Origin of the sequence: Cyclobacterium sp. 1_MG-2023 (assembly GCF_030546805.1) — a bacterium.
Classification (GTDB): Bacteria; Bacteroidota; Bacteroidia; order Cytophagales; family Cyclobacteriaceae; genus Cyclobacterium.
The window spans coordinates 131,218-144,946 of sequence record NZ_JAUOPC010000004.1 but is presented as its reverse complement, the minus strand read 5'-3'; the positions used below and the strand labels follow the sequence as shown (position 1 = coordinate 144,946).

Here is a 13,729-nt window from a genome sequence, read left to right as displayed (position 1 = left end):
TTGAAAACTTTGGTATTATTTATAAAAATAAAGGATTTTTCGATAATTCATACAAAATCAAAAATTTACGGTTAGATCAGCCCCTCGATTGTAGGCTATATCTTCCCTTAAATATAGCATTCAATGCTGCACTATTTAATATTAAATAAAAAATTATCAAATAATATTTTTCACAAATCAAATTCTGGCCTTCAAATATTAAAAAAGCCTTTTCATATAATTGATTACATAAAAAAACATTCTTCCTAAAAACCTTTTTCACCCAGCTTATTCCCCAACGATAATATCAAATTTTTTGCTGCCCTTTCATGAATATTGGGAAGATTAAAATCCAAATCTGCCAACTTAATTACCTCATCAAATCCTGCCTCATCTGCTTCATTTCCGGAAGTAATCAACCACACTTTTTTCCCTTGGGTACGGGCAAGTTGAAGCAATTCATAACTTCCTTTACCATCGGCAGACTGGTTGTCATATCTACCTTCTCCGGTAATAACCACATCTGCTCCTGCAATCTTTTGAGACATTTCAATTTTATCAAAGAAGAAATGAGCTCCTTGTGCCATCTTTGTAGGAAAAAAAGAACTTAAGCCAAGCGCTATACCTCCGGCTGCACCAAAACAAGCTTGGTCTTGAATTTCACTTCCTTTTGCTTTTTCAAAAAGCTGGTAAACTTTTTTAGCTGCCTCCACAAACTTCGGTTGATCTTCGTTTCTTAAGCCTTTTTGAGGACCAAAAACCGGAATAGCGCCTCGATCACCTAAGAAAGGATTGCTAACATCACAAAGGCATGTAAATGACAGGTCAGGAAGTTTTTCTTTGATTTGTATAGCTTCTATTTTAGCTAAAAAATCAGGACTAAAAAGTGCCAATTCGTCACTTCTCTTGTCTAGAAACTGGACTCCTAAGGCAGCCAAGATCCCTGTTCCCATATCTACCGTGGCACTTCCCCCCAAGCCCAAAACGATATTTTTTACGCCTTTTTCTAGGGCCTCTCGAATTAATTCCCCGGTACCATAGGTACTACATTTCCAGGGGTCCAACTCATTTGGCTTCAACCACTTGATCCCTGAGACTGTGGAAACATCAAGATAAGCAGAATCGGTAGCCGACTCGTAGCCATAAAATCCCTGAATAGGTCTCCCAATGGGATCACTGACTTCTGTATAATGCTTAGCCAAACCCAAATGTTGATTCAGGAGATAACAAGTTCCGTCACCACCATCTGCAATAGGAGCTGTGACTATATTGTCATCTTCGTTCCTACGCTGGATCAGGTCACGAATTATCTCTGAAGCCTCATCAGCTTCCAGACTTCCTTTAAAGGCGTTAGGTGCGATCAACCAGTTCATTGCTTGTCCAATATTTTCATCCTTTTAAAATAATCTTTTGTCGCTGCGATAACTTTTGGAGAAAGATAAATCGCGGAAAGCATGGTCGGGAAAGCCATAATGGCATATAAACCATCCACAAAACTCATGACCACTTTTAAGGAGGTCACCGCACCTACCACAATGGTAATCAAATAAAAATAATTGTAATAATCAGCCTTATCCGCACCAAATAGGTAGTTAAAACACTTGTGTCCATAATAGGAATAGGTGAACATGGTAGAGAGCGCAAATACCAATACTGCCACCAATAATATATATTTGCCAATACCCGGCAAACCTTTTTCAAAAGCCGACAGAGTTAGTAAGACACCGTCTTGTTCCCCGGATGACCAAACACCTGTTACCATTATCACCAAAGCGGTCAAGGTACAAACCACAATTGTATCTATAAAAGGACCCAACATGGCAATCAGCCCCTCTCGAACCGGTTCGTTGGTTCTGGAAGCACCGTGCACCATAGGTGCCGTACCTATGCCGGCCTCATTTGAAAATGCAGCCCTCCTTGCTCCGGTAATAATAACCTGACCTACGGCCCCTCCTAGTACGGCTTTTCCGGAAAAAGCATCTTCAATTATATGCCATAACATATCAGGAACGGCTCCTAAATTTTTATATAAAATCACAAATACCCCCAAGAAATACATGGTAACCATAAATGGAACAAGTCGCGAAGCCACTTTTGCTATCCTTTGTATACCCCCCAATATAACAATTGCCACTAATATCATCATCGTAATACCAATGATCCATCGGGTAGATTGACCGTAATCCAATCCCCATGGCCTAAGCATGACCACTCGCAATACTTCCGTCAGCTGATTGGCTTGAAAAACTGCAAGTAGCCCCATGATGCCGGCAACACAAAAAATCACAGCTAGAAATCGCCATTTTTTTCCCATCCCTTCTTCGATTACATACATGGGCCCTCCCTGAATATGTCCTGATGAATCCTTACCCCTATACATGATGGCAAGTGTACAAGTGAAAAACTTGGTAGCCATTCCTACGAAGGCAGAAATCCACATCCAGAAAATAGCGCCCGGCCCTCCCGTGCCTATTGCCAGGGCTACTCCACTGATATTTCCTAAGCCCACAGTGGCTGCAATGGCCGAGGACAAAGCTTGTAAAGAGGTAATATCTCCGGAGGCGTTGGGGTCATCATATTTTCCACCTACCACTTTCATGGCGTGTTTTAACCCTCTAAAAGGTATAAAACCTGAATAAACCAACATAAAAAATCCGCCCCCTGTCAATAGTAGCAATAAAGGGGTTCCCCAAATCCAATTACTAAATGCTATGATATACTCTCCCAAACGTGATATAATTTTTTCTTGAAACAATTGCCTTCAACTGTACAAAGTAATCAATAATAATCTAAACCAGAAAAGGGAGGGTAATATTATATCTCTTAGAGGCATTTGCATCCACACGAGCAGGATATAATCTTTCATTAAAATAAATAGAACCTCAAGCAAACAACAGCAAACCTACTGATATTCTATCACTTAAAGCAATGCTTTATCATTTAGGGTTAGAATATAAAATATAATTTGGGCTAAAAAGACATACCATAGCTGAATAAATGAATTTTGTTAGCTAGACTATTTAATGAATCTTTCTAATTTTGCATTCATTCTACCATTTCAAATGAAAATGAGCCGTAAAAGTAATACTGTTGTCATCAAGATAGGTTCCAATGTACTAACCATGGAAGATGGGAGTCCCGACCTCAATCGCATGGCGGGTTTAGTAGATCAAATGGCCTTCCTTTTGAAAAAGGGCTTGAAAGTGATTTTGGTTACTTCGGGTGCTGTGGCCTTTGGAAGAAAATCCCTTCCCTTAATGCCTAAAACAGATGCAATTTCTAAGAAGCAGGTTTGGGCAGCATATGGGCAAATAGAACTCATCAGGCAGTATAAAGAACTCTTTTCTAAGCAAGGTCACCCCATTGCTCAACTTATGGTGACAAAGGAAGATTTCAGAGATCGGGCTCATTACCTCAACATGAAAAACTGTTTGGATGGTTTGTTAAAAAATCATGTGGTGCCGGTAATAAATGAAAATGACGCCGTTGCCATTACGGAATTGATGTTCACAGATAATGATGAATTGGCGGGGTTGGTGGCGGCCATGGTAGATGCCGATAGCCTGCTTTTGCTAACCAATGTTGACGGCATCTATAAAGGACATCCTACAGACCCTTCCGCTGAGCTAATCACGCATGTAGGCCAGAAAATGCCTGATTTGAGTCAATATATCTCCACCCACAAATCTTCTTTCGGAAGAGGGGGAATGCTTACAAAAATGACCATGGCAAAAAAGTCCGCCAACTTGGGTATTGAGGTACTGATAGCCAATGGTAAAAAGGACGATGTATTAATTGCCTATTTTAATAAAACACTCAAATGTACTTACTTTGAGCCCGGAAAAATTAAGGACAACCATAAAAAATGGATCGCCCATAGTGACAACTATTCCAAAGGAGAAGTTACCATCAATGAAGGTGCTAAAACGGCTCTATTGTCCGACAAAATCACAAGTTTGTTACCCGTTGGGATCTCAAAAATAAAAGGAGATTTCTTGAAAGGGGACATTATACGCATTGTTGATCCCTCAGGCATAAGACTTGGCTTGGGTAAGGCTGAGTACAATGCCATTACCGCCAATGAGAAAATTGGTCTTAGCGGACAAAAACCATTGGTACATTATGATTACCTTTACATTTCTGACTTAAATTAATACCTATTCCGGTATAAAAGACATTTCTTATGAACAATCAGGAAGACTTATTTGTAAAAACACTGGCCGCAAGCAGAGACCTTTCCTTGCTATCAGAAGATAAAATAAATAAGATATTAGATGATTTGGCAATGGCAGCCATCAAATACACTCCGGAAATTTTGGATGCCAACCAGGAGGATTTAGACCGCATGAATCCAAAAGACCCAAAATATGATAGGCTAAAATTAACGGAGGAAAGGTTAGAAGAAATAGCCAGTGATCTTATCAATGTAGCCAAACTGGATTCTCCACTTGGAGAAATAATATCAGAAAAAACCTTGGACAATGGCCTGGAACTTAAAAAGATCAGGGTTCCTATTGGTGTCATTGGCATTATTTATGAATCCAGGCCCAATGTTACTTTCGATGTTTTCAGTCTGTGTCTGAAAACGGGAAATGCCCTTGTTCTCAAAGGGGGATCGGATGCCTTTGCATCCAATTCATGCATAGTAGATGTTATTCATAAAGTACTTAAAAAAAATAAGGTCTCTACGGATATCGTCAGCCTTCTTCCGGCGGGAAGGGAAGCTACAAAATCTTTATTACAAGCTGTTGGTTTTGTCGACATGATCATCCCACGAGGAAGTCAGGGGCTTATTGACTATGTAAGAGAGCATTCCAAAGTACCTGTGATAGAGACAGGAGCAGGTATAGTACATACCTATTTTGACCAGTCAGCCAATCTTGAAAAAGGTGCCGAAATCATTTGCAATGCAAAAACTAGGAGAGTTAGTGTATGCAATGCCCTCGATTGCTTATTGGTAAACCAAAGTCGCATAAGTGACTTGGAGGCAATGACCTTACCATTGGCAAAAAAAGAGGTGACCATTTATGCAGACCCTCAAGCCTACAAAGAATTGGAAGGGAAATATCCTGAAAACCTTTTGTATCAAGCAGAACAAGAGCACTTTGGCACAGAATTTCTTTCCATGAAAATGTCTCTAAAAATAGTCTCTGACACCAACGAAGCTTTAGAACACATCGCCAAGTATAGCAGTAAACACAGTGAAGCCATCATTGCTGAGGACGAAAAGACCATCAATCTCTTTTTAAAAGCTGTTGATGCAGCAGCAGTTTATGCGAATGCTTCCACTGCTTTTACTGATGGAGCTCAATTTGGCCTTGGGGCAGAAATTGGCATAAGTACCCAAAAGTTACATGCCAGGGGCCCCATGGCTCTGGAGGAAATGACCTCCTATAAATGGATCATCAAAGGTACAGGCCAGGTTAGAAATTAAATCCTTGGAGGAACTTTTGATATTAGAATAGCAAGAAATCAATGAACGGGAATTGGATAGTGTTGAAAATAATTCAACACTATCCAATTCTCATTTTTTTTATAAAAAATAACGGTACATTTTAATCTTATTTTTTAGCATTTATATTAAAGAAAATTATTAAACACTGCTCTATTTTAGGATATTAGGGGTACACCTCTAACTTTTCCAAATTAAATATTTCTTAACATACTGACGAGCAAATTGAATTTGCAATAAATTTAAAGGTTTCATGTTCTATAATTTATCAACATCTATTATAGAAAAATCAAAACAGTTTGGGGAAATGATATGACTTGAGCCTTCATTTCATCAAAAACTTTTTAGTTATTTCTTAAAAAAGAATAAATGGCCTTAATTTTGAGACTTAAGTAGAAAGTTAAAAAAAGAAGCCGGTTTTCGGGCTTTTAGATACACTTAACATAACCATAAAAAATAAGGAAGCCACTTAGGCTGATGATAAGCGTTTAAATTCAATTTATTATTGGCCTTAAACACTTTAATTCGGAAAACCCCATATAACCAAATTTATTAAAACGGTTGCGTTTTAATAATTAAAATCTATGATCAAAAATTTCAAATCTTGGGCATTTAGCGATTCCTCGGTACAAAACTCTTTAGGGAATAATTTTCGCCAAAAGCGAATGGCATTATTCAAGAATCAAATACAACAATTAAAAAAACCCATTAATATACTGGATGTCGGAGGTTACGAAGGCTTCTGGATAAATGCGGGCTTGGCCAATGTTCCAGGCATACACATTACCATTTTAAATCTTCAGGCCGGAAAATCAAATTATACAAACTTTGAAATCATCAAGGGTGATGGAACAAATTTATCTGCCTTTAAAAACAACTCCTTTGATATTGTATTTTCTAATTCAGTAATTGAGCACCTTTACAACAAAACGCAACAAAAAAAAATGGCAGAGGAAATAGTAAGGGTGGGAAGGTACCATTATGTTCAAACCCCCAATAAATATTTTTTCATAGAGCCCCACTATTTATTGCCTTATTTTCAGTTTATTCCAAAAAACATCAGGTTTTTTATCCTGACCAAAACCAAATTCAGCAGGTTAAAAAAATGGTCTACGAAAGAGGCTCGGCAATACCTTGATGAAATTCTTTTACTGTCAAAAAAAGATATGAAAGAATTGTTTCCTCTCAGTAAACTTACCAGAGAAAGATTTATGGGTATGACCAAGTCTTTTGTTGTTCATAATTTTAAAGATTAATGGATCCTTGGTTTTTTTTGAAAACAAATAAAGCTACGATAACTTAATTTAAATCCTTTCCTCTCCGAATGAAGCTTTTAAACCATTGAATCTAAACCTCTTTACACGACAGCTGCAGCGTTTTTAGACAGGTCAGTCAATGGTCTAGGAATTTAAAATGGTGATATTAATTTGAATATATAGGGACGAGCAAATTAATTAGAAACCCAATAGAATTCATTTATTGCTGCAGGTAAAACTTCGGAAATTACCTAGTCTTTTTTTTATTTTAGACTACATTAATAATCCTTTAAGCAAATCTTAAGAAAGAAACTGTTAATTTGCTTTATAAGAACCCTTGGTGCATCCTCCAAGAATGGGAGGACTAAAAACCGGCATGTGGATTCTTAAAAGCATATTAGGATGAGGATTTTAATAATTGAAGACGAACCGGGAATTTCAGGCTTTTTGAAACAAGGACTGGAAGAAGAGGCCTATGCTGTGGATATTGCCGAGAATGGCAAAGAAGGTTTAGAAATGGCTCTGGAAGGATATTACGATATCCTTTTAGTGGACTGGATGTTACCGGGCATGAGTGGGATAGAAATTACAAGACGGTTTAGAAAGGAATTCCCTAGTACACCAATCCTTTTTCTTACAGCAAAAGACACCTCAGACGAAGCCATTTTTGCATTACAAACCGGAGCGAACGACTATATCCGTAAACCTTTTAATTTTGAAGAATTATTGGCCCGAATAAGGGTTCAATTTAGATCTCAATCTGAGGATCAATTGTCATTAAATTTAGGCCCCATAGGTTTATTTACTGAAAACCACCGGGTAGAAGTCAATGGGAAAGAGGTGGTATTGACCCAAAAAGAATTTGCACTTCTGGAATACCTCATCCGCCATAAAAACAAAGTTTGCAGGAGAAGTAGAATCATTGAGAGTGTTTGGGACATACACTTTGATTATGATACAGGAGTAATTGATGTATTCATTAATTCCCTCAGAAAAAAACTGGGCTTAACAAAAGACAACAATTACATTCAAACGATCAGAGGTGTAGGTTATATGGCTAGAGAGGAATGAAAAGAACATATAAAAACAGGCTTTCATTTAAGTTAACCATGGCATCTGCCTTAATGGTGTTGATGTCCTTTTTACTTATTTACCAAGTAGTCAGATCTACCGTTTTGGAAAATATTGACAACAACCTTGAAAATGAAACCAATAAACATGTCAATCAAATTAAAATAGAGGATGGTCAAATAAAATTTGCTCACAAAGGAGAATGGGAGGAAGAGGAACACAAAGAGATAAATTTCAATCCTATTTTTATAGAAATCGTTGATAAGCATGGACACCCCATGGACAAGTCTCCTAATTTGGGAAGCAACAGCCTCTATTTTAAACCCGGTACCGCTTCGGTTAATCAAGGATTTAACCTAACCTTAAATGGACAAGAAGTACGGCAAATGCAGGTCGAATTATTGACCGAAGGAGAATTGACCGGATACCTTTTGCTCGCCACATCATTTGAAGATTCCAAATCCCTACTTAACAACCTCAAAACAGTTTTATTTCTACTTTACCCATTTGTTTTACTATTCCTTTTTCTAACCTTAAGGTGGCTTGCTTCCAAAAGTATTCAACCCATAATTGATATTACTAGGAAAGCAGAAATTATCACTAAGGACAACCTTAATGAAAGGCTGCCAACCCTCAAGTATAAGGATGAAATTAACAGTCTATCAGTTTCTATCAATCATCTATTGGAAAGGGTGGAAGAAGGAGTTTTAAGGGAGAAACAGTTTACTTCAGATGCTTCTCATGAGCTTAGGACACCCTTGGCGGTATTAAAAGGGAATTTTGAGGTTTTGATAAGGAAACCTAGAACTCAGGAAGAATACATTTCTAAGATTAAAGATGGAATTCTTATCATTGATAAGCTAAATGCTATTTTAGATCAATTGTTGACATTGGCAAGATTCCAAAAAGGAATCCATAAAAATGAAGAAGTTGATTTAAAATTTCTAGTGGAAGACATCATTGACTCCACCCAAAAACATAATCCGGCACGAAGCATAACATTAAAAGAAAAACTTGAAAATAAGGGCTTTATAAAAGCCAATGAAAAATCTGTTTCTATCATCATTGAAAACCTAATTCAGAATGCCTTAAAATATTCCCTTGACAATCAAGAAATAAGCTTGGTTTTAACACAAGAAAAGCAAGGCATATGCTTAGAGATCAATGATCAAGGCATTGGAATATCTGAAGAAGAATTAAAAAACATTTATCAGCCGTTTTTTCGAGGAGAAAGTCATGCGTTGGGAAGAATAAATGGTGCTGGTCTAGGCCTTTCCATTGTGAAAAAACTATGTGATTTATATCAGGTGAAAATTTCTATTCTTAGCAAAAAAGGTAAGGGAACTACCATTCTTCTATTATTTCCTTCGGCAATCATACAGGCTTAGTTTGAATAGGACTTGGTGCTTGAATAATAAATATATAATTGCACCATATTAGTGAAAATTTAACCTGCCAACCGCGCATTACAGGTACTTTTCCTCTTGATATTGTCGGTTTTTAGGAATCAAATTGCATGGGACGTACCCTAGCGCAATATTTTAAGCTAATCTTAAGAAAAGATTGAGAAAAGACATGGTATTGACTTTTTATCTTTAGGCATTCATTATAATTCTTTGTCACAATGTTAGAGCGAATTATTCAGTACAGCATACGACATAAATTGATCGTACTTCTTTTTTCAGCAGCTGTAATTGCCTCCGGCACTTATTCTCTATCTGAAATTCCAATTGGTGCGGTTCCGGACATCACCAACAACCAGGTTCAAGTGATCACCACCTCTAGAAACCTTGCAACGGAAGATGTTGAGAAGTTTTTAACCTACCCAATAGAATTGGAGATGGCCAATTTACCCAATGTGAAAGAAATCCGTTCGGTGTCTAAATTTGGCCTTTCAGTAGTGACGGTGGTATTTGATGATGAAATAGGCACTTATCTACCCCGACAACTTATTGCTGAAAAAATCAAAGCAGCAGAAGAAAAAATCCCTGCAGGTTTTGGTCAGCCTTTTATGGGACCAATTTCATCAGGTCTAGGGGAAATATATCAATATGTTGTTGAAGTAGATTCTGCTTATAAAGATCAATATTCTTTAACGGAAATAAGAACCATACAAGATTGGATTATCAAACGCCAACTCTCCGGAATTCCCGGTGTTATTGAGGTCAATACTTGGGGAGGCTATTTGAAACAGTATGAAGTAGCAATTAATCCGGAAAAACTCAGGAGTCTCAACCTTACTGTGGCACAAACATTTGAGGTGCTGGAGAAAAACAACAGCATAGCAGGGGGTGGTTATATTGAAAAAACCAATCAGGCTTATTTTGTAAGAGGGGAAGGACTGGCAAGTTCTATAGAAGACATTGAAAATATAGTGATAGAAAATAGAAATGGTACTCCTATTTTTATCAGAGATGTGGCTACCGTAGGTTTTGGAAAAGCAACCCGTTTTGGAGCAATTACAGGCAATGGTGAAGGAGAAAAAGTGCTGGGGCAAGTAATGATGTTGAAAGGAGCTGATTCCAAAGAAGTTATCAACGCTGTAAAAGAAAGGGTAAATGAAATATCCCCAGCCCTCCCACCTGGCATTAGCATCAATCCTTTTTTAGAAAGAAGTGAGCTAATAGGCAAAACAACTTATACCATCGCAGAAAACCTTATCCTTGGCTGTTTGATTGTGATTTTTGTGGTAGTTCTCTTGTTGGGCAATCTCAGATCCGGCCTGGTTGTGGCATCTGTTATTCCTATGTGCTTGTTATTCGCCTTGTCACTTATGAATATCTTCGGAGTAGATGCCAATTTGATGAGTCTTGGGGCCATTGACTTTGGAATCATAATAGATGGGGCGGTAATCATTGTAGAATTTATTGCTTATACAATCACTGCGGAGCGTTCAAAGCTTTTACACTTACCCAAAAACGAAAGACAAGGATTGATCGATAAGATTACCTATTCCGGGGCCTCTAAAATGATGCATTCAGCTATTTTTGGACAACTTATTATCATCATTGTATTTATTCCCATACTATCCTTGGTAGGTGTGGAAGGCAAAATGTTTCGCCCTATGGCTTTGGTGTTTTGTTTTGCGTTGATTGGAGCGATCATTTTTTGTTTTACCTATGTACCGGTAATGGCCTCCCTTTTTATCAGGCCCTCGGACCCTAACAAGAAAAACATATCCTCGGGTTTGATTGCTTTTCTAGAAAACAGGTACAGACCTGCCATAATCTGGGCTTTAAGGAAAAAGAAAATTGTTATCGGAATGGCTGTTGCTTTGATGGTTTCGGCGGGGATCTTATTTTCTCAGATGGGAGGTGAATTTATACCTACCCTTGATGAAGGTGATTTTGTCATTCAACCTGTACTCAAAACAGGAACCTCCTTATCCAATACCATTGAAATCATAACAAGGATGGAGAAAATAATCCAAGAGTTTCCTGAGGTGGATCAGGTGGTGAGTAGAATAGGTGCCGCAGAAGTTCCCACTGATCCCATGTCAATGGAGGAAAGTGATATCATTATTAAATTGATCCCAAGAGATGAATGGGTTACAGCCGAAAGCAAAGATGATTTGGCCAATAAATTTAAAGAGGCGCTTTCTGAGATACCGGGTGTGGATTATGAATTTACCCAACCCATAGAGATGCGTTTCAATGAACTTATCACAGGTGTTCGGGCAGATTTGGCCATCAAAATTTTCGGGGAAGATTTAGATATCTTGTATGAAAAAGGTCTAGAGGTAGGGAAAGCCATTCAAAATGTTGAGGGTGCGGTGGACATCTCCGTAGAGAAAATAGCAGGCCTGCCACAAATGTCGGTAAAGTATGATCGGCAAAAGATTGCAAAATATGGCTTAAATGTAGCCGATTTAAACAATATACTCACCATGGGCTTTGCCGGAAAATCGGCAGGGACAATTTTTGAAGGCGAAAAGAAATTTGATTTGGTTATCAGGTATGATGAAAAGCACCGCAAAGACATAGACAATATTGAAACGGCCTCTATCCAATTGCCAAATGGCAGTCAATTGCCATTAAGAGAATTTGCTGAGATTACCTACACAAAAGGTCCTGCTCAAATATCTAGAGACAATACCAAAAGAAGGATCGTAGTCGGGGTTAATGTAAGGAATAGAGACCTTGAATCCGTTGTGGTTGATGTGCAAGAAATTATCCAAAATAAAATCGACCTTCCTGTGGGTTATACGATTGATTATGGCGGACAATTTGAAAATTTGAAAACGGCAAAAGATAGATTATTGGTTGCCGTCCCAATAGCGCTGCTTCTTATTTTCATTTTGCTCTATTTCGCCTTTAAATCAGTAAAAGAAGCCTTGCTTATTTACAGTGCCATTCCAATGGCTACCGTGGGAGGTGTAGCCTTACTGTATATTCGTGACTTGCCTTTTAGCATTTCTGCAGGTGTGGGCTTCATTGCCCTTTTCGGCATCGCTGTGTTAAACGGCATTATATTAATCGAAGAATTTAAAGCATTAAAAGCAAAAGGGGTAAACGACATTAATCGGCGTATTCTTTTGGGAACAAAAAGCAGGTTAAGACCTGTCTTGTTAACGGCTGCTACCGATGCATTGGGGTTTTTACCCATGGCTATTTCTACTGCAGCCGGAGCCGAGGTTCAAAGACCACTTGCCACCGTTGTCGTTGGAGGCTTGATTACCTCAACCATTCTCACATTAATTGTATTGCCAATATTATACGCCATTTTCGATAAGGAAAGACCTTTACCAAAGTCCAAACTACTTAAAATAGCCTTCCCTGTTCTATTAATATTATCATTACCTATCATTAGTCAAGCACAAGAGCGTGAAATTGAACTAGAAAAGGCTGTAGAGATTGCCTTAGAAAATAACTTAGGTTTGAAAGCATCCCAGCAAAGAATCGATCAAAGTGAACAGTTGATAGGAAGTGCCATAGATATCGATAAAACAGAATTATTTTATAGCAAAGACCAAAATAATTTGGCCCCAAACAACCTTCCTCTCAATGTCTGGGGCATTCAGCAATATCTGCAATTCCCAACCATCTATGGTGCGCAAAAGAAGGTAATGCAAGACAAATCACAATTGGTTAAGGATCAATTCCAGATGGATCAATACCTCATTACCAAAGAAGTCTCCAAGTCCTATTACGAAATTATTTACTGGCAGGAAATGTTGAAAAATTACATCTATTTGGATAGTTTATACTCCCAGTTTCAGCATGCTGCAGGCAGAAGATTTGATCAAGGTGAATCTAATTATTTGGAAAAGTTAACCGCTGACACCAAAAGGAAAGAAATTTCCCTAATGCTGAATCAAATAAAGGAGAGTATTAACCGATCTTATATTGAGTTGAATCAATGGTTACAATCTGATACTGATTACCGGGTAGTTGAAGAAAATCTTAAAAGAATCCCCTTAAGTCCTCTTGACTCAGCTAGCCATCCTGTTATCAATTATTATGCAGATGCCATGAATTTATGGGCCAGTAATTATAAGCTTGAGAAGCAAAGATTACTACCCGATTTAAACCTATCGGTATTTCAAGGCATGAACAACGGAATAGGTAGGCAAACCTACTCAGGCTTCCATGTAGGTGTAGCCCTACCCTTGTGGTTTGGATACCAAAAGTCGAAAATTGAAGCCGCAAAGACCCAAACCAAAATAATTGCGTCTGCAAGGAACAATTACCTAATACAGTTGCGCTCAAAATACAATGCCTTACTGTCTGACTTACGGCAATTTGAGAAAGAGTTAATTTATTATGAAGAAACAGGTAAAAAGTTATCAGAAGAAACGCTGTTTCACGCCAATAAAGCTTACCAGAACGGTGAAATCAACTTTCTTCAATACACCCAATTTTTGGAAAACTCCAAAACCATTGAATCCAATTATCTTCGTTATCTATTTCAATATAACGAAACGGTACTGGAGGCAAACTACTTAATGAATTATAAATAAATAATAACCATA

The 13,729-nt window shown here is 37.9% G+C and carries 8 protein-coding genes; 6 read left to right on the top strand and 2 right to left on the bottom strand.

Annotation, left to right across the window (positions count from 1 at the left end; all coding sequences use genetic code 11):
* Window positions 1-245: 245 nt before the first annotated feature.
* The gene (locus Q4534_RS07295) at window positions 246-1,352 is read right to left on the bottom strand and encodes a glycerate kinase (RefSeq protein ID WP_303612507.1); all 1,107 of its coding nucleotides are present in this window, start codon (window positions 1,350-1,352) and stop codon (window positions 246-248) included.
* On the bottom strand, window positions 1,349-2,707 hold the full coding sequence (locus tag Q4534_RS07290; RefSeq protein WP_303612506.1) for a sodium:alanine symporter family protein: 1,359 nt from the start codon (window positions 2,705-2,707) through the stop codon (window positions 1,349-1,351). Before Q4534_RS07290 ends, Q4534_RS07295 begins: the two co-directional genes overlap by 4 nt.
* Window positions 2,708-3,047: 340 nt before the next feature.
* Between Q4534_RS07290 and proB the strand changes: the two genes are divergently transcribed.
* The 6 genes from proB (at window position 3,048) to Q4534_RS07260 (ending at window position 13,717) form a co-directional block, all read left to right on the top strand.
* Window positions 3,048-4,133, top strand: a complete 1,086-nt coding sequence (gene proB / locus Q4534_RS07285; protein WP_303612505.1) for a glutamate 5-kinase — start codon at window positions 3,048-3,050, stop codon at window positions 4,131-4,133.
* Window positions 4,134-4,162: 29 nt separating this feature from the next.
* Entirely contained in the window at window positions 4,163-5,413 is a 1,251-nt protein-coding gene (locus Q4534_RS07280) for a glutamate-5-semialdehyde dehydrogenase (protein ID WP_303612504.1), read from the top strand.
* A gap of 602 nt (window positions 5,414-6,015) precedes the next feature.
* Window positions 6,016-6,687 (top strand): class I SAM-dependent methyltransferase, encoded by a 672-nt coding sequence (locus Q4534_RS07275; RefSeq protein ID WP_303612503.1) that lies wholly within the window; start codon window positions 6,016-6,018, stop codon window positions 6,685-6,687.
* A 402-nt stretch (window positions 6,688-7,089) separates the two neighbouring features.
* Window positions 7,090-7,758: a response regulator transcription factor gene (locus tag Q4534_RS07270; RefSeq protein WP_303612502.1), complete on the top strand. Its 669-nt coding sequence runs from the start codon at window positions 7,090-7,092 to the stop codon at window positions 7,756-7,758.
* Window positions 7,755-9,146, top strand: a complete 1,392-nt coding sequence (locus Q4534_RS07265) for a HAMP domain-containing sensor histidine kinase (protein WP_303612501.1) — start codon at window positions 7,755-7,757, stop codon at window positions 9,144-9,146. Before Q4534_RS07270 ends, Q4534_RS07265 begins: the two co-directional genes overlap by 4 nt.
* A 236-nt stretch (window positions 9,147-9,382) precedes the next feature.
* On the top strand, window positions 9,383-13,717 hold the full coding sequence (locus tag Q4534_RS07260) for a CusA/CzcA family heavy metal efflux RND transporter (protein WP_303612500.1): 4,335 nt from the start codon (window positions 9,383-9,385) through the stop codon (window positions 13,715-13,717).
* The last annotated feature ends 12 nt before the right edge of the window (window positions 13,718-13,729 follow it).

Bases quoted from the DNA above. Each gene is read 5' to 3' on its own strand.
- Q4534_RS07295 (WP_303612507.1), bottom strand. From the start codon at position 1,352: ATGAACTGGTTGATCGCACCTAACGCCTTTAAAGGAAGTCTGGAAGCT.
- Q4534_RS07265 (WP_303612501.1), top strand. From the start codon at position 7,755: ATGAAAAGAACATATAAAAACAGGCTTTCATTTAAGTTAACCATGGCA.
- Q4534_RS07280 (WP_303612504.1), top strand. From the start codon at position 4,163: ATGAACAATCAGGAAGACTTATTTGTAAAAACACTGGCCGCAAGCAGA.
- proB (WP_303612505.1), top strand. From the start codon at position 3,048: ATGAGCCGTAAAAGTAATACTGTTGTCATCAAGATAGGTTCCAATGTA.
- Q4534_RS07270 (WP_303612502.1), top strand. From the start codon at position 7,090: ATGAGGATTTTAATAATTGAAGACGAACCGGGAATTTCAGGCTTTTTG.
- Q4534_RS07275 (WP_303612503.1), top strand. From the start codon at position 6,016: ATGATCAAAAATTTCAAATCTTGGGCATTTAGCGATTCCTCGGTACAA.
- Q4534_RS07260 (WP_303612500.1), top strand. From the start codon at position 9,383: ATGTTAGAGCGAATTATTCAGTACAGCATACGACATAAATTGATCGTA.